Annotated in this window: 18 protein-coding genes; 5 read left to right on the forward strand and 13 right to left on the reverse strand. The window is 74.1% G+C overall.

Features of this window, described 5'->3' with window-relative positions; all coding sequences use genetic code 11:
• Positions 1-3 precede the first annotated feature (3 nt).
• The 6 genes from ACFYUZ_RS01240 to ACFYUZ_RS01265 all read right to left on the reverse strand — a co-directional run bounded on the left by ACFYUZ_RS01240 (position 4) and on the right by ACFYUZ_RS01265 (position 7180).
• Entirely contained in the window at positions 4-768 is a 765-nt protein-coding gene (locus ACFYUZ_RS01240) for an SDR family NAD(P)-dependent oxidoreductase (protein ID WP_389305192.1), read from the reverse strand.
• A 5-nt stretch (positions 769-773) separates the two neighbouring features.
• On the reverse strand, positions 774-2129 hold the full coding sequence (locus ACFYUZ_RS01245) for an MFS transporter (protein ID WP_389305194.1): 1356 nt from the start codon (positions 2127-2129) through the stop codon (positions 774-776).
• 108 nt (positions 2130-2237) lie between these two features.
• The gene (locus ACFYUZ_RS01250) at positions 2238-2822 is read right to left on the reverse strand and encodes a TetR/AcrR family transcriptional regulator (RefSeq protein ID WP_389305196.1); all 585 of its coding nucleotides are present in this window, start codon (positions 2820-2822) and stop codon (positions 2238-2240) included.
• A gap of 37 nt (positions 2823-2859) precedes the next feature.
• A complete protein-coding gene (nirD, locus tag ACFYUZ_RS01255; RefSeq protein WP_389305198.1) occupies positions 2860-3204 on the reverse strand; it encodes a nitrite reductase small subunit NirD in 345 nt (114 codons plus the stop codon).
• A complete protein-coding gene (gene nirB / locus ACFYUZ_RS01260; RefSeq protein WP_389305200.1) occupies positions 3201-5720 on the reverse strand; it encodes a nitrite reductase large subunit NirB in 2520 nt (839 codons plus the stop codon). Before nirB ends, nirD begins: the two co-directional genes overlap by 4 nt.
• Complete coding sequence (locus ACFYUZ_RS01265) at positions 5717-7180, reverse strand: FAD-dependent oxidoreductase (protein WP_389305201.1); 1464 nt, start codon at positions 7178-7180, stop codon at positions 5717-5719. The genes nirB and ACFYUZ_RS01265 overlap by 4 nt, the downstream gene beginning before the upstream one ends.
• A 170-nt stretch (positions 7181-7350) precedes the next feature.
• Between ACFYUZ_RS01265 and ACFYUZ_RS01270 the strand changes: the two genes are divergently transcribed.
• Positions 7351-8136, forward strand: coding sequence for a sulfite exporter TauE/SafE family protein (locus ACFYUZ_RS01270; protein ID WP_389305202.1), 786 nt, complete (start codon positions 7351-7353; stop codon positions 8134-8136).
• 90 nt (positions 8137-8226) lie between these two features.
• Here the strand turns inward: ACFYUZ_RS01270 and ACFYUZ_RS01275 are convergent, their stop codons facing one another.
• From ACFYUZ_RS01275 to ACFYUZ_RS01285, 3 genes are all read right to left on the reverse strand, one after another.
• Positions 8227-8844 (reverse strand): class F sortase, encoded by a 618-nt coding sequence (locus tag ACFYUZ_RS01275; protein WP_389305204.1) that lies wholly within the window; start codon positions 8842-8844, stop codon positions 8227-8229.
• A 91-nt stretch (positions 8845-8935) separates the two neighbouring features.
• Positions 8936-9511 carry a hypothetical protein gene (locus ACFYUZ_RS01280; protein WP_389305206.1) on the reverse strand — a complete coding sequence of 192 codons (576 nt, stop codon included), beginning with the start codon at positions 9509-9511 and terminating at the stop codon, positions 8936-8938.
• Between the two features lie 471 nt (positions 9512-9982).
• On the reverse strand, positions 9983-10744 hold the full coding sequence (locus tag ACFYUZ_RS01285) for an aminotransferase class IV (RefSeq protein WP_389305207.1): 762 nt from the start codon (positions 10742-10744) through the stop codon (positions 9983-9985).
• A gap of 98 nt (positions 10745-10842) precedes the next feature.
• On the opposite strand from ACFYUZ_RS01285, the gene ACFYUZ_RS01290 reads away from it, so the two are divergent.
• From ACFYUZ_RS01290 to cutA, 3 genes are read left to right on the forward strand one after another with little or no spacing between them, the layout of a single operon-like run.
• Positions 10843-12576, forward strand: coding sequence for an ABC transporter ATP-binding protein (locus tag ACFYUZ_RS01290; RefSeq protein ID WP_389305209.1), 1734 nt, complete (start codon positions 10843-10845; stop codon positions 12574-12576).
• Positions 12573-14447, forward strand: a complete 1875-nt coding sequence (locus ACFYUZ_RS01295) for an ABC transporter ATP-binding protein (protein ID WP_389305210.1) — start codon at positions 12573-12575, stop codon at positions 14445-14447. Before ACFYUZ_RS01290 ends, ACFYUZ_RS01295 begins: the two co-directional genes overlap by 4 nt.
• A complete protein-coding gene (gene cutA, locus ACFYUZ_RS01300) occupies positions 14444-15163 on the forward strand; it encodes a divalent cation tolerance protein CutA (RefSeq protein ID WP_389305212.1) in 720 nt (239 codons plus the stop codon). Before ACFYUZ_RS01295 ends, cutA begins: the two co-directional genes overlap by 4 nt.
• Here the strand turns inward: cutA and ACFYUZ_RS01305 are convergent.
• Genes ACFYUZ_RS01305 through ACFYUZ_RS01315 form a run of 3 tightly spaced genes read right to left on the reverse strand, consistent with a single transcriptional unit; the run spans position 15150 to position 18778 of the window.
• Positions 15150-17255 (reverse strand): molybdopterin oxidoreductase family protein, encoded by a 2106-nt coding sequence (locus tag ACFYUZ_RS01305; protein WP_389305213.1) that lies wholly within the window; start codon positions 17253-17255, stop codon positions 15150-15152. The genes cutA and ACFYUZ_RS01305 overlap by 14 nt on opposite strands.
• A gap of 45 nt (positions 17256-17300) precedes the next feature.
• Positions 17301-18017: a vancomycin high temperature exclusion protein gene (locus tag ACFYUZ_RS01310; protein WP_389305215.1), complete on the reverse strand. Its 717-nt coding sequence runs from the start codon at positions 18015-18017 to the stop codon at positions 17301-17303.
• 38 nt (positions 18018-18055) lie between these two features.
• Positions 18056-18778, reverse strand: coding sequence for an aquaporin (locus tag ACFYUZ_RS01315; RefSeq protein WP_389305216.1), 723 nt, complete (start codon positions 18776-18778; stop codon positions 18056-18058).
• A gap of 75 nt (positions 18779-18853) precedes the next feature.
• Here ACFYUZ_RS01315 and ACFYUZ_RS01320 point away from each other — a divergent pair, with 75 nt between their 5' ends.
• On the forward strand, positions 18854-19555 hold the full coding sequence (locus ACFYUZ_RS01320) for a hypothetical protein (RefSeq protein ID WP_389305217.1): 702 nt from the start codon (positions 18854-18856) through the stop codon (positions 19553-19555).
• Between the two features lie 115 nt (positions 19556-19670).
• On the opposite strand, the gene ACFYUZ_RS01325 is transcribed toward ACFYUZ_RS01320, so the two are convergent.
• Positions 19671-20504 carry a class II glutamine amidotransferase gene (locus tag ACFYUZ_RS01325; protein ID WP_389305219.1) on the reverse strand — a complete coding sequence of 278 codons (834 nt, stop codon included), beginning with the start codon at positions 20502-20504 and terminating at the stop codon, positions 19671-19673.
• Between the last annotated feature and the right edge of the window lie 93 nt (positions 20505-20597).

The following is a 20597-nucleotide window of genomic DNA, read 5'->3' on the forward strand; positions in this document are numbered from 1 at the left end:
GGCTCAGGCCGAGACGCCGCCGTCGATCACCAGGTCCGTGCCGACGGCGGAGCCCGCGTCGTCCGACGCGAGGTACAGCACCGCCGCCGCCACCTCGGCCGCGGACGAGATGCGGCCCAGCGGCGACTGCTCCTTCATCCGGACCTCCCGCTCGGCCTCCGTCTCGCCGGGCTGCAGCGACATCGTGGACTCGGCGGCGCCGGGGCTGACGGCGTTGATCCGGATCCCGTCGCCGATGTGGTCCCGGGCCGCTGCCCGGGTGATCGCCGAGACCGCCGCCTTGGAGACCTGGTAGCCGAAGACGCCGGGGATCCGGACGTGCGGGCCCAGGTTGGACGCGATGTTCACGATGGCCCCGCCGCCGTTCGCCCGCATGTGGCCGACCTCGGCCTGGAGGGCGTGCAGCACGCCCGTGACGTTGACGTCGAGCAGCGTGTGCCAGTCCTCCAGGGGGAGGTCGGCGGCGCTGTGGCCGCCGCCCCGGAAGACCCCCGCGTTGTTCACGGCGACGTCCAGGCCGCCGAACAGCTCGACCGTGCGCCGGACCAGCTCCCTGGTGGACCCGGCGCTCGACACGTCGGCGGTGACCGCCGCGGCCGTGCCCCCGGCGGCCTCGATCAGGGCGACCGTCCCGTCGAGGGGCTCCGCCGTGCGGCCGGCGACGACGACCTTCGCGCCCTCGGCGGCGAACGCGAGCGCGATGGCCCGGCCGAGACCGGAGCCGGCGCCGGTGACGAGGACGGTGCGGTCGGTGAAACGTGCGGACATGCTGGTCAGCCCTTCTGGTGGAGGAGTGCGGCGGCGAGGACGGTGAACAGGACGGCCGCGGCCGCCAGCGACACCGCGTCGCCGCCGAGGGTGAGCAGGGCGGCGAAGAGCACGGTCGGGCCGAGCTCCATCGCCGTGTTCAGGACGCCGCCCGCGAGGCCCGCGCGGTGTGCCGGAACCCCCTCGGTGGCGAGGACCGCGGCGCCCGCGAAGGACAGCGCGGCACCGGCCGGCAGCAGGAGCAGGCCGGGAAGCAGCCCGTACGCGTACGGGACGGAGGTGTCGGAGCCGGTCGCGGCGAGCAGCCCGAGTCCGGCCGCGGCGGTGCCGAGCCCGGCGGCGGTCACCCGCCCGGGGCCGTACCGCCCGATCAGCGGGCCCGCGAGCCGGCCCGAGCCGAGCAGGGCGACCGCGAAGGGCACGAAGGCGGCGGAGGTGAGCGGCGCGGACCAGCCGCGCCCCTGCTGGAGCGCGAGGGACAGCAGGACGAAGACCGTGGCCGTGCCGGCCGCCGTGAGCCCGATCGCCGCGAGGCCCAGGGCGCGGCGGCCGTCGCGCAGGAAGTCCGGGGGCAGCAGCGGGTCGGCGGCCCGCCGCTCGACGGCCCCGAAGGCGGCGAGCAGGACGAGGCCGGCGAGCAGCGGGAGGAGCACCGGGGCGGAGCCCCAGGGGTGGGCGTCGGTGAGGACGAGCCCGTAACTGGCGAGCGTGACCCCGGCGGTGGCGAGCAGCGCCCCGGGCAGGTCGAGGGGGCGGCGGGAGCCGGAGGCCGGGGCGGGCTCCGGCAGGAGCCTCGGGGCCAGGGACAGCGCCGCCGCCGTCACCGCGATCGGGACCGCGAAGGTGCCGCGCCAGGAGGCGGCCGCCGCGACGACCCCCGAGAGCAGGTTCCCCGCGGTCGCGCCGAGCACGGAGAGGCCGCCCCAGGTGGCCATCGCCCTGCCGTACGCGGCGGGTTCGGGGTACAGCGCCCGGAGCACCGCCATCGCGGCCGGGGCGACGAGCGCCGCGCCGACGCCCTGACCGAACCGGGCGGCGAGCAGCGTCCCGTACCCGGGGGCGAGGGGCGCGAGGACGGAGGCGGCGCCGAAGACCACGAGCCCGGCGGTGAGGGGCCGGCGCCCCCCGGAGCGGTCGGCGATCCGGCCGCCGAGGAGGAGCAGTCCGGCGAAGGTCAGGCCGTAGGCGGCGCTCAGCAGGATCAGCTGGGCGCGGTCGAGCCGGAACTCGGCGCCGATGCGGGGGAGGGGGACGGCGAGGGAGGCGAGCGTGAGGACGAGCGTCGTCTGGACGGCGCCGAGGAGGAGGAAGCCGTGCCGGGTGCGCACGGCATCGGGGCGCCGTGACCGTGTCGTCGCCATGTCCATCCCCCTGAGCCCCTGTTCCTCTGATCCCTTGAGCTTTTGAACTTGACCGTACGTTCCAGAATGAGCGCCGAAGAAAGGGCGCCCCCCGTGGGCGCCCGTCCCTCAGTCCAGCAGTCCCAGCGCCTGCTCCGCCGCGTCCGTGACCCGGCCCGGCTCGCTCGACACCTTGCCGACCACCCGGATCCCCTGCAGCAGCACCAGCAGCATCCGGGCGAGCGCCCGCGGATCCCGGCCGGCCGGGAGCTCGCCCCCGGCCCCGGCCCGGACGAGCGCCCCGTGCAGCAGCGTCTCGATCTGCTCCCAGCTCAGCTCGACCCGCCGGGCGACCACCGCGTCGTGCGGCCCCAGCTCCGCCGCCGAGTTGGTGACGAAGCAGCCGTTCAGCCGCTCCCCGTCCGTCGCCGCCTCGGCGGCGAAGCGGCGGACGAGGGCCCGCACGGCCGGCAGGGCCGGGCCCGGCGCGGACAGCTCCTCGACGATCCGCGGATCGCGGGTCTCCAGGTAGCGGTCCATCGCCTTCAGGTACAGCTCGTGCTTGTTGCCGAAGGTCGCGTAGATGCTGGCGCGGCCGATGCCGAGGTGCTCCACGAGGTCCGACATCGTCGTCGCCTCGTAGCCGCGCGCCCAGAACAGTTCGAGGGCTGCCTGGAGTGCGGCCTCCGGATCGAACTCCTTGGTCCTGGCCATGAGGAGACCGTACGGTCATCTGGAACGATCGGTCAAGTTACTTGGTGCGGACGGGATATACCGTCACCGCGACCTCGTCGTCGTCCAGGCACCGTCCCGTCTCCAGGTCGAAGCGCTGCTTCAGGAGCGGCGAGGCCACGAACGGCCGCCCGCCCGCCGAACCGACAAGACCCCGGGACAGCACCTGCGCCCCCGTGAACGGATCGCGGTTGTCGATCGCGTACGTCCGGCCCGAGCGGTCCCGGAAGACCGCCACCTGCCGGCCGTCCGGCAGCAGCGCCGCCACGCCCCGGCCCGGGGTCAGCCGGGCCTCCTCGCAGACCGCCATCCAGGAGTCGGGGGAGGGGGAGAGTTCGAGGGTGGTCGTCATCGTCGTCGTCATCGGGAGGTGGCCCCTTCCAGCGTTCCGATCGTGAGAATCGTGAGGTCCGGCTTGATCTGGTCCCGCTCCGGCACGAACCGGACCGACGGGTCCGGCGCCCCGGGCGCGTTCACGAAGGAGACGAAGCGCTGCAGCCGCTCCGGGTCGTCCAGGGTCTCGGCCCACTCGTCCCGGTAGTCGGCGACGTGCGCGGCCATCAGCGCCTCCAGCTCGTCGCAGAGGCCGAGCGAGTCGTGCACCACCACGTCCCTGAGGTGGTCGAGTCCGCCCTCCAGGCGCTCCAGCCAGGTCGACGTCCGCTCCAGGCGGTCCGCCGTCCGGATGTAGAACATCAGGAACCGGTCGATCAGACGGACCAGTTCGGCGTCCGAGAGGTCCTGCGCGAGCAGGTCCGCGTGGCGCGGGGTCGCGCCGCCGTTCCCGCCCACGTACAGGTTCCAGCCGTTGGCCGTCGCGATGATCCCGAAGTCCTTCGACTGCGCCTCCGCGCACTCCCGGGCACATCCCGACACCGCCGACTTCAGCTTGTGCGGGGCGCGCAGGCCCCGGTAGCGCAGCTCCAGCCGGATCGCCGTCCTCACCGAGTCCTGGACGCCGTAGCGGCACCAGGTCTGCCCGACACAGGACTTCACCGTGCGCAGCGCCTTGCCGTACGCGTGCCCCGACTCGAAGCCCGCGTCGACGAGCCGCGTCCAGATCGAGGGCAGCTGGTCCACCCGCGCGCCGAAGAGGTCGATCCGCTGACCGCCGGTGATCTTCGTGTAGAGCCCGAAGTCCCGGGCCACCTCTCCGATCACGATCAGCTTGTCCGGGGTGATCTCACCGCCGGGGATGCGCGGCACCACCGAATAGGAGCCGTTGCGCTGCATGTTGGCGAGGAAGTGGTCGTTGGTGTCCTGGAGGGAGGCCTGCTCGCCGTCGAGGATGTAGCCGTTGTTGAGGGAGGCCAGGATCGAGCCGACGGTCGGCTTGCAGACCTCGCAGCCCTCACCGCCCCGTGCCTCCTCGCGCCCGTGCGAGTCGAGCAGCGCCGCGAAGGAGGTCATCCGCAGGGTGCGGGCGATCTCGTACAGCTCGCTCCGGGTGTACGAGAAGCAGCCGCAGAGCCCCTCGTCCGTCGGAGCCGGCAGCAGCTTCTCGATCACCTTCACGCAACTGCCGCAGCCCGTACCGGCCTTGGTGCACCTCTTCACCTCGGCCAGCGACTCGCACTGACCGATGGCGTGCTTCGTCACGTTGTGGCAGGAGCAGATCACCGCGTCGTCCGGCAGCGCCGAGGGGCCCAGCGCGACCGGCGCGCCCGCGCCCGCCGGGAGCACCAGCTGCTCGGGCGAGACCGGCGGCACGGTGCCGGTCAGCGGGCGGAGCAGCCCGTACTGCTCGGCGTCGCCGACCAGGACACCGCCGAGCAGCACCCCGTCACCGGAGACCACCAGCTTCTTGTAGACGCCCGAACGGGAGTCGGAGTACACGACGTCGAGGCAGTCCCCGGCCGTCCCGTGCGCGTCGCCGAACGAGGCCACGTCCACGCCGAGCAGCTTCAGCTTCGTCGACATGTCGGCGCCCGTGAAGCCGTCCCCGGCCTCCTCCCCGGCGATCGCCGCAGCCGCCGTCTGCGCCATCTCGTAACCCGGCGCCACCAGGCCGTACACCCGGCCGTCCGAGGCCAGTGCGCACTCGCCGATCGCGAAGACCGCCGGGTCCGACGTGCGGCACAGCTCGTCGACCGCGATGCCCCCGCGCTCGCCGACCGTCAGGCCGCAGTCGCGGGCCAGCTGGTCCCGGGGCCGGACGCCCGCCGAGAAGACCACCATGTCCGTGGCCAGTCGGGAACCGTCCGACAGCTTCATGCCCGTCACGGCGCCGTCCGCCGTCACGACCTCCTGCGTGCCCGTCCCCGTGTGCACGGTCAGGCCCATCTTCTCGATCGTGCGGAGCAGGGCCGCGCCGCCGCCCTCGTCGACCTGCACCGGCATCAGACGCGGAGCGAACTCCACGACGTGCGTGTCGAGGCCGAGGCCCTTCAGCGCGCCCGCCGCCTCCAGGCCGAGCAGGCCGCCGCCGACGACCGCGCCGGTCGTCGCCGTCTTCGCGTACTCCTCGATCGCGAGCAGGTCCTCGATCGTGCGGTAGACGAAACAGCCCTTGGCGTCCTTGCCGGGGACGGGGGGAACGAAGGGGTACGAGCCGGTGGCGAGCACCAGCGTGTCGTACGCGAAGACCCGCCCCGAACGGGCCGCCACCGTCCGGGCCTCCCGGTCCACGGACTCCGCCGGGTCGTCGGTGTGCAGCTCGATGCCGTGCCGCTCCATGAAACCGGCCTCGACCATCGACAGGTCGTCGGGCGTCCTGCCGGAGAAGTACGAGGTCAGCTGCACGCGGTCGTAGGCCGGACGCGGCTCCTCGCAGAGGACCACGATCCTGGCCCGCTCGGTGACGCCACGGTCGGCGAGCGCCTCCAGGAACCGCTGGCCGACCATTCCGTGGCCGACCAGGACGATGGTGGGAGTGGTCATGAGGAGCCTCCGTCGTGGGTGAGCAGGTGGAGCAGGGGGGCCTCGTCGGGCAGGGCTTCGTCGCCCTCCCAGGCCCGTGCGAGCGCGCCGACCGCGGCCAGGTCGCCGAGGAGTACGCCCCCGACGAGCCGGTCCCCACGGACGACGACCTTCCGGTACGCGCTGCGCGTGGCGTCGGTGAGCTGGACGACGTCGTCACCGGGGCGGGCGGTGACTTCGCCGAAGGCGGCGAGATCGAGGGGCTTCGGACCGCGCAGCGTGAGGCGGGTGAGGGCGCGGGTGCCGGTGTACCCCGTTGTGGGCCCGCTTTCCGCCGGGGCGGCCGCCTCTGCCCCGTGGGGGCGATCGTCCCGCGGGGCGATGGGGGTCCCCCCTGCTCGAGCGAAGCCGAGAGCCTGGGGGAGGGTGGGCACACGGGACGGCGCCCTCGGCGGCGCCTCCGCCTCCGGTTCCTCCCCGCACCCCGAGGGCGAGGTGCTCTCGGTGCGGGTCCGGGCGCGGGGGGCGGAGGCACCCGCAGGGGTGCCGTCCGTGGTGCCCACCCGTTCCGCCCCGGCGGAACGACTGCCCACAACGGACGCCAGGAGGTCCGCCAGGGCGTCCGCCTGGTCCAGGGCCGGGCCCGCCAGGCCGTACACGCGTCCCGCGTGCTCCGCGCAGTCGCCGATCGCGTGGACGTACGGGTCCGACGTCCTCAGCTCGTCGTCGACCACGATCCCCGTCGCGACCTCCAGGCCCGCCTCCCGGGCGAGCGCGACCCGGGGCCGCACCCCGCACGCGAGGACCACGACCTGCGCGTCGAGGACGAAGCCGTCGGCGAGTTCGACCGCCGTGACCGCCCCGCCCCGCTGCCGCAGGCCGCTGACCCGGCACTCGGTGTGGACCTCGACGCCGAGGGCCTCGACGTGCTCCCGCAGCAGCGCCGAGGCGTGCTCGTCGAGCTGCCGCTCCATGAGGCGCTCGCCCTGCTGGGTGAGGACCACGTCCGCGCCCCGCTCGGCGAGGGCCCGCGCGGCGGAGACCCCGAGGAGTCCGCCGCCGATGACCACGGCCCGCGCCCCGGGCCGTACGAGGGCGCGCAGCTCCAGGCAGTCGTCGAGGGTGCGGAAGGGGTGGACGCCGGCCGGGAGCGCGGCCCCGCGCAGACCGCGCAGCGGCGGGAGCACGGGGTTGGAGCCGGTGGCCAGGACGAGCCGGTCGTAGGCGACGAGCGAGCCGTCCGCGCACTCGACGGTCCGCGCGGCCCGGTCGATCCGCACCGCCCGCACCCCGAGCCGTACCGGCTCGCGGGTCCCGGGCAGGGCGATCACCTCGGGGGCGTACCGTCCGGCGAGGACGTCGGCGAGCAGCACCCTGTTGTAGGGGGCGTGCGGTTCTTCGCCGAGGAGGGTGACGGGCAGGCGCTGGGCGAGCCGGGCGCCCGCCGTTCCGCCCCCGACCACCACGATCCGTGTACTCATACCGGAAGGGTGCGGGGCCGGTGTTACCCGTCGGGATCCCGACTGTTTCCCGTACGGAACGCTGATCTCCGTCCGGGGCGGGGGCCGCTGTGAGGCCGCAAGCTCTGAACCAGCTCAACGATCAGGCGATCGATGGACGGGGCAACGATCGCCTCCCTAGGCTCACGCTCATGCCCGACATCTCGCTGACCACCCTTGTCCTGCTCTGTCTCGCCGCGCTCGTGGCGGGCTGGATCGACGCCGTGGTGGGCGGCGGCGGGCTGCTCCAGCTGCCCGCCCTGCTGCTCGGCCTTCCGCACGTCCCGGCCGCGCACGTCCTCGGCACCAACAAGGCCGTCTCGATCGTCGGCACCACGGGAGCCGCCGTCACCTATCTCCGCAAGGCGCCCGTGAGAGTGTGGACGGCGGTGCGGATCGGGCTCGCGGCCCTCGCCGGCTCCATGGCCGGGGCCTTCTTCGCGGCCGGGATCAGCAGCGAGGTCCTGCGCCCGGTGATCATGGTGGTGCTGCTCGGCGTCGCGGCCTTCGTGATGCTGCGGCCCTCCTTCGGCGCGAAGCCCGAGGGGGAGGAGCGGGCGCCGCTGACCCGGGCGCGGATCGTGACCGCGATCGTGGTCGTCGGCGGCGGGATCGGGTTCTACGACGGTCTGTTCGGGCCGGGCACCGGCACCTTCCTGGTCCTCTCGCTGACCGCCGTGCTCCACCTGGACCTGGTGACCGCCTCCGCCACCGCGAAGATCGTCAACGTCTGCACCAACGCGGGCGCGCTCGCCATGTTCGCCCATCAGGGCACCGTGTACTGGCAGCTCGCGGCCGTCATGGCCGTCTTCAACCTCGTCGGCGGGACGCTCGGCGCCCGGATGGCGCTGAGCAAGGGCGCCGAGTTCGTCCGCGGCGTGCTGCTCGTCGTGGTCCTCTCGCTGGTCGCGAAGCTGGCCTTCGACCAGTGGGCCTGACCGGGAGCGGGGCCGGAACCGGGAGCGGGACCGGGACCGGGGACGGGAGCGGGGCCGGGGACGGGAGCGGGGCCGGGGACGGGAGCGGGGCTACTTCACCCCGATGAGGTGGCCGAAGGCGACCACGTTCCCCTGGTAGCCGTTCTTCTTCGAGAAGCCGCCGCCGCAGGTGATCACCCGGATCTCGGCCCGGTCGGCCTCGGCGTACACCTTGCGGTCCGGGAAGTGCTCGTTGTCGTACACCTCGATCGCGTCGACCGTGAAGACGGCGGTCCGCCCGTCCTCCCGGACCACCTCGATCCGGTGACCCTTCCTGAGCGCGCCCAGGGTGTAGAAGACGGCGGGCCCGTCGGCGTTGTCGACGTGGCCCGCGACGATCGCGGTGCCCCTGGCGCCGGGCGCGGTGCCGTCCGCGTACCAGCCGGCCAGGTTCCGGTCCGCGGCCGGCGGCACGTCGAGCGCGCCGTCCGCCGTGAGGCCGAGCCGGGTCATCGGGGCGTCCACGTCGGTCTCGGGGATCCGGAGCCGGACCGGCACCGAGGGCGGCAGCGGGTCGGCGGCGGCGTCGGTGTGCACGCTGGGCCCCGCGGCGAAGGCCTGCGCGGCCGACGGCACGGGCGGGGTGACGTTCTCCGAGCCGTTGTGGACGAGCCAGATCCCGACGCAGGCGGCCGCGGCTATGCCCCAGCCCTTGCTTCTGTTGCTCACCTGGGTTCCCTCGGTCGCGCTTCGTGGGGTGTGGCCCTGCCCCCGCCGGGCCGTGTGCGGGCGCGCGGCGGGGGCAGGACAGGCGGTGGTCTCAGTGGCCCTGCGCGCCGCTCGCCCGGCGCCGCAGGAGCCAGACACCGCCGACGGCAGCCGCGGCCAGCACCGCCGCGCCCGCCGTGACCTGGGCGGTGTCGGGGCCGACGCTGCCCCCGACACCGGTCTGGACGTGGCCGCTGGGGCTCCGGTGCTTGACCCACAGGTCGCCCTTGGCGGTCTTGCCGTTGTCGCAGGCCACGCTGATCCCGTAGGAACCGGCCTTGACGTGCTCCGGCACCGTGAACCGTCCGACCACGACTTCCTTGTGCGTGCTCGGCTTCAGCTGGAACTCGCCCGCGCCGAGCGAGTTCGCGTCGCCCACGCCGTGCCCGTGCTTGCCGCAGGCGAGCGTGTTCACGGTGACGGTCTCGCCCGGGGACGCGGACGACGGGGAGAGCTCCAGCGACCCGTGGCCGCCGCCGCCCTGGTTCCAGTTCTCGTCGGCCGAGTTCCAGCTCTCGCCGGTCGAGTTCCAGCTGTCGTCGTTCGCGTACGCCGCGGGGGCGGCGAAGGCCCCTATCGCGGCGACCGTCAGCGCGGTACCGGTGAGCAGGCGGGCAGTGGTGCGCATGGGGGTCCTCCGGGGCGCGCGAGCGGTCATGCCGGCTGGTCCTGCCGGGAGGGACGTCCCGGAGCCGGACCTTCTGAGACCGAGATAAGGGGCATGTCGCGCGCGCCGCCTCCTGATGAGGCATCAGGATTGCTCCGTCCGAGACGGCGTGTCGCCTGGATTTCGGACGTTTTCGCAGGTCAGGGCGGTTCGCAGGCCGTCGGCTGACGGTCCGTGCCGAACGGGTGAGCGCCTCGCGCGGACCTCGGGGCCACCGACGGGTCCCGCGGGGCCGGACCCCCGGCCCACCCGATCCCGGTCGGTCCGGCTCGACGGGCTCCGGCCCGGTGATCCCGGCCAGGACCTCCTCGGCCGTGTGGCGGCCGACGACGTCGGCGTCCCTCGTGAGGGCGGGGTGGGCCCGGCGACCCCCGCGCGGCGAGACGACGTACCTCGTGACCGTCTCGTCGATCCTCCCCCGTACCGCTCGGTCTAGAGGCCGTCCCACTCCACGGAGTCGTACGCGGCGAACACCCGCCCCATCAGCTCCTCGTCCACCGCGAACGCCAGCTCGTCGATCGCCGTCACGGGGGCGATCGTCCGGGAGTTGGTCACGAACGCGGCCCGGTAGTCCGGGAGGCCGGCCAGCGTGACCGGCCGCCGGACCGACTCCAGGCGCCGCTCCAGGAGGCTCATGGTGATGCCGGTGAGGCAGGGCGCCGACGGCCAGACCAGCGAAGTGCCGTCCCAGAAGGCGATGTTGGTGACCGCGCCCTCGGCGATCTCGCCGTACGGAGAGGTCAGCAGGGCCTCGTCGTAGCCGGCCCGGCGGGCCGCGTCGCCGTGGAAGCGCTGGCCGAAGCCGCCCAGGTGCTTGATGTGCGGCGCGGGCCGCCAGTAGTCGACGGTGGTCAGGCGCTGCGGGGCGCCGGGGCCGTCCGGGGCGGGCTCGGCGACGGTCACGACGGTGCGGACGCCGGGATACACGTACACCCGGACCGAGGCGTCCCGCCGCCCGGCGTTCGCGAGGGCCCCGGCGACGAGCTCGCGCACCCGCCCGCCCTCCAGCTCCCGGCCGAAGAGCTCGCGGGTCGAGCGGTCGAGGCGGTCGAGGTGCAGGTCCAGGCCCTTCACGCGCCCGTCCCGCACCTGCATCGCCGTGAAGTGGCCGTACCCGGTCAGGAGGGCGGCGAGGAGCCCCGGATCGGTCGCGGGGGTTCCGTCGATCTCGGTGTGCGGGGGAGGCGTCGTCATGCCCTCACCGTACGGCGCCCGCACGGCACTTGAGCCCGACGGGGTCCGAGGACGCGCCTCTTGACCTCAAGCAAACTTGAGGTATCACGATCGTCCGCATGCTGTTCCGACTGCTCGCCCCCCGCCTCCGGCCGTACGGGCCCCTCCTCGTCCTCCTCGTCGCCCTCCAGCTCCTCCAGACCCTCGCCTCCCTCGCCCTGCCCACCCTCAACGCCGGCGTCATCGACGAGGGCGTCCTGCGCGGCGACACCGGCCGCGTCCTCGGCGGCGGCGCCGGCATGATCGCCGTCACCCTCCTCCAGGCCGTCGCGGCCGCCGCCGCCACCTACACCGGCGCCAGGATCGCCATGGGCGTCGCCCGCGACCTGCGCTCCGAGGTCTTCCGCCGCGTCCAGGACTTCTCCGCCCGGGAGCGCGGCCGCTTCGGCGCCGCCTCCCTCGTCACCCGGACCACCAACGACGTCCAGCAGATCCAGACGTTCACCGTCCTCGTCCTCACCATGCTGGTCGCCGCCCCCCTCCTCTGCGCCGGCGGACTCGTCATGGCCCTGCGCCAGGACGTCCCGCTCGCGCTCGTCCTGCTCCTCTTCGTCCCCGTGATGACCGGCGCCGTCGGCACCGTCGTCCTGCGCATGCGGCCCCTCTTCCGCGGCATGCAGGAGCGCGTCGACCGCGCGAGCCGCGTGCTGCGCGAGCAGATCACCGGCGTCCGAGTCGTCCGCGCCTTCGTCCGCGACCGGCACGAGCGGGAGCGCTTCGCCGCGGCCAACGACGAACTCCTCACCGTCGGCCTCCGGGCCGGCCGGCTCCAGGCCCTCATGTTCCCCACGGTCCTGATCGTCTGGCAGCTGACGACCGTCGCCCTGGTCTACGTCGGCGCCCACCGCATCGACGCCGGAGCCCTCCAGCCGGGCGGCCTCGTCGCCTTCCTCGGCTACCTCCTCCAGACCTCCATGTCCGTGATGATGGTCCTCTTCCTCCTCATGCACATGCCCCGTGCCGAAGCCGGGGCCGAGCGGGTCCGCGAGGTCCTCGACACCCGCCCCTCCGTCACCCCGCCCGCCCATCCCGTCCGGACCCCGACCGGCCCCGGCCGCCTCGACCTCGACGGCGTCGGCTTCCGCTACCCGGGCGCGGAGGAGTCCGTCCTCCACGACGTGAAGCTGGTGGCCCGGCCCGGTGAGACCACCGCGATCATCGGTTCGACGGGCAGCGGCAAGTCGACGCTGCTCGGGTTGGTGCCCCGGCTCTTCGATGCCACCGGCGGCGAGGTCCTCGTCGACGGCGTCGACGTCCGGAGGCTCGACCCCGCCCTGATGGCGAAGACCGTCGGACTCGTCCCCCAGAAGCCCTACCTCTTCTCCGGCACGGTGGCCACCAACCTCCGCTACGGCAAGCCCGACGCCACCGACGAGGAACTCTGGCACGCCCTGGAGGTCGCCCAGGCCGCCGACTTCGTACGCGAACTGGAGCACGGCCTCGACGCCCCCGTCTCCCAGGGCGGCGCCAACTTCTCCGGCGGACAGCGCCAGCGCCTCGCCATCGCCCGCGTGCTCGTCGCCCGCCCCCGCCTCTACCTCTTCGACGACTCCTTCTCCGCCCTCGACCCCCGCACCGACGCCCGGCTCCGCACCGCCCTGCGCGAGGAGACCGCCGACGCCACCGTCGTCATCGTCGCCCAGCGCGTCTCCACCATCCGGCACGCCGACCGGATCGTCGTCCTCGACCGGGGCCGGACCGTCGGCACCGGCACCCACACGTCCCTCATGCGGGACAACCCCACCTACCGGGAGATCGTCCTCTCCCAGCTCACCGAGGAGGAAGCCGCATGAGCACGGCGACCGCGACCCGCGCCCCCAGCCCCACCAAGGCCCCCGTCCGCACCGGCCCCCCGCCCCAGCGCGGCCCCGGCCTCCCCACCCCCTCCCTCGAACGCTCCCTCTCCTTCCGCTCCTCCGGCCTCCGCCTGCTGCGCACCCTCGCCCCCGACCGGGGCCGGCTGCTCGCCGTCCTCGCCGCCGGCGCCGCCGGCGTCTCCCTCTCCGTCCTCGGCCCCCTCCTCCTCGGCCGCGCCACCGACCTCGTCGTCACCGGAGCCACCGGCCCCGCCGGCGTCGACTTCGCTGCCGTCGGCCGGATCCTCGCCCTCTCCGTCGCCGTCGTCACCGGCTCGTCCGCCCTCACCTGGGTCCAGCTGCGGATCGCCACCACCGTCGTCCAGCGGGCCGGGCACCGGCTCCGCGAGCGGGCCCAGCACAAACTGGCCAGGCTGCCCCTCTCCTACCTCGACGGGCAGCCGCGCGGCGAGGTCCTCTCCCGCACCACGAACGACATCGACAACATCACCCAGACCCTCCAGCAGGCCTTCAGCCAGATGACGCGCGCCCTGCTCACCCTGACCGGCGTCCTCCTGATGATGTTCTGGATCTCCCCGGTGCTCGCCCTCGTCGCCCTCGCCACCGTGCCCGTCTCGGTCGCCGTCGCCGCCTTCGTCGGCAAGCGCGCCCAGCCCCAGTTCGTGAAGCAGTGGGCCGTCACCGGCCGGCTCGGCAGCCACGTCGAGGAGATGATCACCGGCCACACCGAGGTCGTCGCCTTCGGCCGCCGCGCCGAGGCCGTGCGCCGCTTCGACGAGCTCGGCGAGGAGCTCTACCGGGCGAGCTTCCGCGCCCAGTTCGTCTCCGGCTTCATCCAGCCCGCGCTGACCTTCGTCGGCAATCTGAACTACGTCGCCATCGCCGTGGTCGGCGGCCTGCGGGTGGCGAGCGGCACCCTGTCCGTCGGCGACGTGCAGGCCTTCATCCAGTACTCCTACGACTTCAACGGCCCCATCACCCAGGTCGCCGCCATGGCCAACCTCCTCCAGTCCGGAGTGGCCTCCGCCGAGCGGGTCTTCGACCTCCTCGACGCCGAGGAGGAGTCCCCAGCGCCGGCCCGCCCGAAGAAGCCCGCCGAGCTCCGCGGCCGGGTCTCCTTCGAGAAGGTCGCCTTCCGCTACGAGGACGGCAAGCCGCTCATCGAGGACCTGTCGCTCACCGTCGAACCCGGCCGGACGGTCGCCATCGTCGGCCCCACCGGCGCCGGCAAGACGACCCTGGTCAACCTGCTCATGCGCTTCCACGAGGTGACGGCCGGGCGGATCACCCTCGACGGCGTCGACACCGCCGCCATGACCCGGGAGGAGCTGCGCTCCGCCACCGGCATGGTCCTCCAGGACACCTGGCTCTTCGGCGGCACCATCGCCGACAACATCGCCTACGGAGCGCCCGGGGAGGTCTCCCGCGAGCGGATCGTCGCCGCCGCGAAGGCCGCCCGCGCCGACCGCTTCGTCCGCACCCTGCCCGCCGGCTACGACACCGTCCTCGACGAGGACGGCGAAGGCCTCAGCGCCGGCGAGAAGCAGCTGATCACCCTCGCCCGCGCCTTCCTCTCCGATCCGGTGATCCTCGTCCTCGACGAGGCCACCAGCTCCGTCGACACCCGCACCGAGCTCCTCGTCCAGCAGGCCATGACCTCCCTGCGCGCGGGCCGCACCAGCTTCGTCGTCGCCCACCGGCTCTCCACGATCCGGGACGCCGACACGATCCTGGTCATGGAGGGCGGCTCGATCGCCGAGCAGGGCACCCACGAGGAACTCCTCGCCGCCGGCGGGGCCTACGCCCGGCTGCACGCCGCCCAGTTCGCCCGTACGGTGGAGACGTGATCGTCACCGTCCGCACCACCACCGACGCGCGCGCCAAGGCCGACGCCCTGGCGCGCGGCGCCGTCGAGGCCCGGCTCGCCGCCTGCGCGCAGATCTCGGGGCCCGTCACCTCCGTCTTCCACTGGCGGGGCGCGATCGAGACCTCCGAGGAGTGGGAGGTGGTGTTCAAGACCACCGAGGCCCGCTACCAGGCCCTGGAGGCGCACCTCCTCGCCGCCCACGACTACGAGACGCCGGAGATCCTCGCCACCCGGGTGACCCGGGTCAACGAGGCCTACGCCCACTGGGTCGAGCAGGAGACCCACGCGGCCGAGGCGATCGAGGCCCCGGCGCCCGACGAGCGGCCGTTCTTCGTGTACGGGACGCTGCGCCCGGGCGCGTACAACCACGACCGCTTCCTCGCCGGCCGCATCGGCACCGAGGCGGACGCCGTGCTGCACGGGGCGGTCCTGCACGACGGGCCCGGCTATCCGTACGTCGTCCCGGCGGACGAGGGCCAGGTGGTCGGCACGCTGCTGACGCCCGCGCCCGGCGCGTACGGCGAACTGTTCGGCCTGCTCGACCGCCTGGAGCTGCCCGTCGGATACGAGCGGGTGGCGAGGGACGTCGTACGGGTGCGGGACGGGGCGCGGGTGTCCGCCTGGGTGTTCCTGGCGGCCCCGGACGCGCCCCTCGGCCCGGTCATCGAGAGCGGCGACTGGTTCAGCCGGCCGTAGCCCCCGCGGCGGCGACCCGCTCCAGGCGCACCGCGCACACCTTGAACTCGGGCATCCGCGAGACCGGGTCGAGCGCCGGGTTCACCAGCGTGTTGGCCCGCCCCTCCCCGTACCAGTGGAACGGCATGAAGACGGTGTCCGGCCGGATCGCCGCCGTGATCCGCGCCGGGGCGACGGCCCGCCCGCGCCGCGAGACCACCGCCAGCGCCTCGCCCTCGGCGACCCCGAGCCGCTCGGCGAGCCGGGGGTGGAGCTCCACGAAGGGGCCGGGCGCCGCCGCGTTCAGCTCCTCGACCCGCCGGGTCTGCGCCCCCGACTGGTACTGGGACACGACCCGGCCGGTGGTCAGCACGACCGGGTAGTCGGCGTCCGTCTCCTCGGCCGCCGCCCGGTGCACCACCGGCACGAACCGGGCCCGCCCGTCCGCCGTCGCGAACCGCTCCAGGAAGAGGCGCGGGGTGCCCGCGTGGCCCTCGTCCGGACACGGCCAGAACACGCCCCGCTCCTCCTCGATCCGCCGGTAGCTGATGCCCGCGTAGTCGGCGGGCCCGCCGGCCGAGGCCCGGCGCAGCTCCTCGAAGACCTCCTGCGGGTCGGTCGGGAAGCCCTTCTCCCAGCCGAGCAGCCCGGCCAGCCCGTGCAGCACCTCCAGGTCGCTGCGGACGCCCCCGGGCGGGGTGAGGGCGCGGCGGCGCAGCAGCACCCTGCCCTCCAGGTTGGTCATCGTGCCGGTCTCCTCCGCCCACTGGGTCACGGGCAGGACGACGTCCGCGAGTTCGGCGGTCTCGGAGAGCACCACGTCCGCGACCGCGAGGAAGTCGAGCGAGCGGATCCGCCCCTCGACGTGCGCGGCGCGCGGCGCCGACACCACCGGGTTGGAGCCCATGAGCAGCAGGGCCCTGACGTCCCGGCCCAGCGCGTCGAGCAGCTCGTACGCGCTCCGCCCGGGTCCCGGCAGCGACTCCGGCGCGACCCCCCACACCCCGGCGACGTGCGCGCGGGCGGCCGGGTCGTCGAGCTTGCGGTAGCCGGGCAGCTGGTCGGCCTTCTGGCCGTGCTCGCGGCCGCCCTGGCCGTTGCCCTGGCCGGTGAGGCAGCCGTAGCCGCTCAGCGGCCGGCCGGCCCGGCCGGTGGCGAGGCAGAGGTTGATCCAGGCGCCGACGGTGTCGGTGCCCTTGGACTGCTGCTCGGGGCCGCGCGCGGTCAGCACCATGGCGTTCTCGGCGTCGCAGAACATCGCGACGGCCTCCCGCAGCTGCGGCACGGACACGCCGGTGATCCGCTCGACCTGCTCGGGCCAGTGGGACATGGCCCCGGCGCGGGCCTCCGCCCAGCCGGCGGTGCGCTCCTCGACGAAGGCCTCGTCCACCCGCCCCTCGGCCACCACCAGGTGCAGCAGGCCGAGGGCGAGCGCGAGATCGGTGCCGGGGCGCGGCGCGAGGTGCAGATCGGCCTGCTCGGCGGTGCGGGTGCGGCGCGGGTCGACGACGATCAGCTTCCCGCCGTTCTCCTTCAGCTCCGTGAGGTAGCGCAGGGCGGGCGGCATGGTCTCGGCGAGGTTGGAGCCGACGAGGACGACGCAGCCGGTCCTCGGGACGTCCTCCAGGGGGAAGGGGAGCCCCCGGTCGAGGCCGAAGGCCCGCTGGTGCGCTGCGGCGGCCGAGGACATGCAGAAGCGGCCGTTGTAGTCGATCTGCGAGGTGCCGAGGACGAGCCGGGCGAACTTGCCCAGCGTGTACGCCTTCTCGTTGGTGAGGCCGCCGCCGCCGAAGACCCCCACGGCATCGGGACCGTGGTCGGCGCGGGTCCGGCGAAGGCCTTCGGCGACGGCGGAGAGCGCCTCCTCCCAGGACGCGGGCTCCAGGGCCCCCGTGTCAGGGCGCCGGACCAGGGGCTCGGTGAGCCGCACCCGGGAGGAGAGCACGGAGGGGGCGGTGCGGCCCTTGCCGCACAGCGCGCCCCGGTTGACGGGGAAGTCGGTCCGCTCGACCACCTCGGCGGGGAGCTCCGGCGCGCCGGTGGGGCGCAGCGACATGCCGCACTGCAGGGCGCAGTAGGGGCAGTGGGTGGGAACGGCGGCGGCGTCGGACATGCGGCCAGCATGCGTCCGGCGTGTTACGCGGGGCGGCGCGGCGTATTACGGCCGCGGTGCGATGCGCTCCGCGGGGCGGGCCGCGCCGGGTGAGGCGAGGGCCTCGGCGACGCCCTCCTCCTTCGGGCCCAGGAAGCGCGGGTCGGGGCGGAGCCCGGCGTCGAGGGCGGCCTTGCCCGCCGCGAAGAGCTCGCGGGTGGTGCCGTAGTACCAGGTGCGGTCGTGGGGTTCGGCGACCCCGACCCCGTACGCGTCGACGCCCGCCCGGCCGCACAGCGCGACGGCCCGCTTGATGTGGAAGTCCTGGGTGACGAGGACGGCCCGGTCGACGCCGAAGACCTTCCGGGCGCGGACGCAGGAGTCCCAGGTGTCGAAGCCCGCGTAGTCGCTGACGATCCGTCCGTCCGGCACCCCGCGCGCGGTGAGGTAGGTGCGCATGGCGCTCGGCTCGTCGTACGAGGTCCGGCTGTTGTCGCCGGTGACGAGGAGGACCCGTACCCTGCCCGCCCGGTACAGCTCGGCGGCGGTGTCGAGGCGGTGCGCGAGGTACGGGGTCGGACGCCCCTTCCAGAGGCCGGCGCCGAAGACGACGGCGACGTCCCGGGCGGGCACGTCGGCGACGGTGCGGAGCCGGGGCTCGGCGACCGTGTGCATCCAGGTGGCCGGGGCGAGCGCGAGGACGGCGCCCAGCATCACGGCCTGGACGGTGCGGCGGCGGGCCCGGGTGGTGCGGGGGATCAACCGGGTGAGCCGTGCCGGCATGCGGAAACCTCCGTGGGGCGGGGAGCGGTGTCGGTCTGTCACCCCGTCCGACGCGCTTCGGCGGCGTTCGGTTCGCCGGACGCCCGTTCTGTTCCGTAGAGCACACCGGCGAGGCCCATCCCGAGGAGCATGCCGAGCAGCTGCGCGGCGGCGAAGGCGGGTACGGAGGCGGGGGCGATGCCGGTGAAGGAGTCGGAGAAGGCCCGGCCCAGCGTGGCCGCCGGATTGGCGAAGGAGCCGGAGGAGGTGAACCAGATCGCCGCGGCGATGTAGCCGGCGACCGCGACGGGCGCGAGGGCGGGGCGGTCGATGTGGCGCAGGCCCTGGACGACGAGGACGAGCCCGGCGGTGGCGACGGCCTCGCCGAGGAGGAGGTGGAGCGCGGCGCGCGGCTCGGTGGCCCAGGAGCCGGGTGCCCGTCCGAACATCGCCTCGGCGAGCAGGGCGCCGGCGACGGCCCCGGCGAGCTGGGCGGCGATGTAGGCGAGGACCTCGCGCCCCTTGCCCTCGTGGCGCCGGGACCACCACTCGGAGAGCGTCACGACGGGGTTGAAGTGGGCGCCGGAGAGCGGGCCGATGAGGGCGATCAGCAGGCCGAGGCCGAGGGCGGACGCGGCGGCGTTGGCGAGCAGCCGGACGCCGACGTCCTGGCTCAGGGAGTCGGCGCGGATGCCGGAGCCGACGACGACGGCGACGAGGGCGGCGGTGCCGATGAACTCGGCTGCGGCGCGCCGGGGGAGCGCGGGCGGGGACATTCTCATAACGGAAAAGATATTCCGTGATTCGGAACGAAAAAAGAGGGGAGGGGAGGGGCGACACCCTCGTACGATCCGTCCATGATCATCGACGACGTCCTCGGGGCCGCGGTCCGCGACAACGCCGACTGGTGCCAGGCCATGTGCCGCGCCCACGGCCTCACCGGCACCTTCGGCCCCCGCGCCTGGACCAGCGCCGTCCGCACCCCGCTCTACTACCCGGACGCGGTGACGCTGACGGAGGACGCCACCGCCGGCGACGTCCTGACCGGAATCGACCGCACCGCCCCGGGCGCCTCCGTCAAGGACAGCCACGCCCGCCTCGACCTGACGGCCGAGGGCTTCCGCCTCCTCTTCGAGGCGAGCTGGATCCACCGCCCCGCCGGACTCCCGGCCCCCGCCGCCACCGGCGACTGGCGCCCGGTCCGCACCCCGGAGGAACTCGCGGCCTGGGCCCTCGCCTGGAGCGGCGGCGACACGGACGAGGCGGCGCTCTTCCGCCCGGAGCTCCTCGCCGACCCGACGGTGACCGTGATCGCGGGCCACGGTCCGGACGGCCGGATCCTCGGGGGAGCGGTCCTCGGCACGAGCACCCGCGTGACGGGGATCTCGAACCTCTTCGCCGTGGACGGCACGGACCCGGCGCACGTGTGGTCCGGCACCCTGGGCCTGATCCCCGCCGACCGCCCGGCCGTCGGCTACGAATCGGGCGACGACCTGGCGCCCGCCCTCGCCACGGGCTTCGAGGAGCTCGCCCCCCTCCGCGTCTGGCTGGCCGGCTAGGGCCTGTCTTTCGGCTCATGCCGGGCCCCGCGGGCCCGGCATGAGCCGAAAGACAGAGCCTAGGCGTCGCGGCCCGGGCGGGACCTTCCGGACACGGCCCGGGGACGCCCCGCCGTCACGCCGCCACGGGGGCGAAACGGTGGAGTTCGTCGGTGCCGGGCTGGACGACGCCGTAGCTGCTCTCCGGCACCTCGTTCCACGCGCCGGGCAGGTCGCCGAGGGGCTCGGAGACGATCAGGCGGGTCTCGTCGGAGACGTCCCGCAGGAAGGCGATGTCGGGATGCAGCCTGCGCAGGGCCTCCACCTGACTGCTGTAGAACAGCGAGCGGGAGGCGTGCGCGCTGGAGTAGCGGAAGGCCCAGAGGCGCTCGCCGTCGGTGAGGGCGAGCGTCATCTGGAGGGGGAACTCCACCCCGTGCTCGCGGCCCACCCGTTCCACGACGCCCGCCATGCGCGCCACGGCGGCGGGCGGGTCCCGGTCCAGGCCGTAGGTGAGGGCCAGGTAGAACATCACCTCGGAGTCCGTCGTGCCCTCGATGCCGGTGTAGAGCTCGGGATCGACGAGCAGGGTGAGGTCACGGCGCATGAGGTGGAAGCCGGCGATGGCGCCGTTGTGCATGAACATCCAGCGGCCGTGCCGGAACGGGTGACAGTTCGACTGCTGCACGGCCGTCCCGGTCGACGCCCGGATGTGGGCGAAGAACAGCGGGGACCGGACGTGGTCCGCCAGCTCCCGCAGATTGCGGTTGTTCCAGGCGGGTCCGACGTCCCTCAGCAGCGCCGGGGTGTCGCCGTGCTCCGAGTACCAGCCGACGCCGAACCCGTCGCCGTTGGTGGTCTCCACGCCGAGCTTGGAGTGCAGGCTCTGGTCGATCAGGGAGTGGGCCGGTCGGTACAGGAGGGTGTCGAGCAGCACCGGAGTCCCCCGGTACGCGAGCCATCGGCACATGCGTGATCACCTGGGTCCCTGCCGGATCGGCGGGTTGCCTCGTGCGCCCCGTCCGGCCCTCCCATTCTCGGCGCCCTCCCCACGGGGTGCCAC

The organism is Streptomyces sp. NPDC004266, from assembly GCF_042874095.1.
In the GTDB taxonomy this organism is placed as follows: domain Bacteria; phylum Actinomycetota; class Actinomycetes; order Streptomycetales; family Streptomycetaceae; genus Streptomyces.

Excerpts from the sequence above, each read along its gene's own strand:
- nirB (WP_389305200.1), bottom strand. The coding sequence starts at position 5,720 with ATGACCACTCCCACCATCGTCCTGGTCGGCCACGGAATGGTCGGCCAG.
- ACFYUZ_RS01320 (WP_389305217.1), top strand. The coding sequence starts at position 18,854 with ATGATCATCGACGACGTCCTCGGGGCCGCGGTCCGCGACAACGCCGAC.
- ACFYUZ_RS01315 (WP_389305216.1), bottom strand. The coding sequence starts at position 18,778 with ATGAGAATGTCCCCGCCCGCGCTCCCCCGGCGCGCCGCAGCCGAGTTC.
- ACFYUZ_RS01245 (WP_389305194.1), bottom strand. The coding sequence starts at position 2,129 with ATGGCGACGACACGGTCACGGCGCCCCGATGCCGTGCGCACCCGGCAC.
- ACFYUZ_RS01265 (WP_389305201.1), bottom strand. The coding sequence starts at position 7,180 with ATGAGTACACGGATCGTGGTGGTCGGGGGCGGAACGGCGGGCGCCCGG.
- ACFYUZ_RS01285 (WP_389305207.1), bottom strand. The coding sequence starts at position 10,744 with ATGACGACGCCTCCCCCGCACACCGAGATCGACGGAACCCCCGCGACC.
- ACFYUZ_RS01305 (WP_389305213.1), bottom strand. The coding sequence starts at position 17,255 with ATGTCCGACGCCGCCGCCGTTCCCACCCACTGCCCCTACTGCGCCCTG.
- nirD (WP_389305198.1), bottom strand. The coding sequence starts at position 3,204 with ATGACGACGACGATGACGACCACCCTCGAACTCTCCCCCTCCCCCGAC.
- ACFYUZ_RS01240 (WP_389305192.1), bottom strand. The coding sequence starts at position 768 with ATGTCCGCACGTTTCACCGACCGCACCGTCCTCGTCACCGGCGCCGGC.
- ACFYUZ_RS01310 (WP_389305215.1), bottom strand. The coding sequence starts at position 18,017 with ATGCCGGCACGGCTCACCCGGTTGATCCCCCGCACCACCCGGGCCCGC.
- ACFYUZ_RS01250 (WP_389305196.1), bottom strand. The coding sequence starts at position 2,822 with ATGGCCAGGACCAAGGAGTTCGATCCGGAGGCCGCACTCCAGGCAGCC.
- ACFYUZ_RS01270 (WP_389305202.1), top strand. The coding sequence starts at position 7,351 with ATGCCCGACATCTCGCTGACCACCCTTGTCCTGCTCTGTCTCGCCGCG.
- ACFYUZ_RS01280 (WP_389305206.1), bottom strand. The coding sequence starts at position 9,511 with ATGCGCACCACTGCCCGCCTGCTCACCGGTACCGCGCTGACGGTCGCC.
- ACFYUZ_RS01325 (WP_389305219.1), bottom strand. The coding sequence starts at position 20,504 with ATGTGCCGATGGCTCGCGTACCGGGGGACTCCGGTGCTGCTCGACACC.
- ACFYUZ_RS01290 (WP_389305209.1), top strand. The coding sequence starts at position 10,843 with ATGCTGTTCCGACTGCTCGCCCCCCGCCTCCGGCCGTACGGGCCCCTC.
- ACFYUZ_RS01295 (WP_389305210.1), top strand. The coding sequence starts at position 12,573 with ATGAGCACGGCGACCGCGACCCGCGCCCCCAGCCCCACCAAGGCCCCC.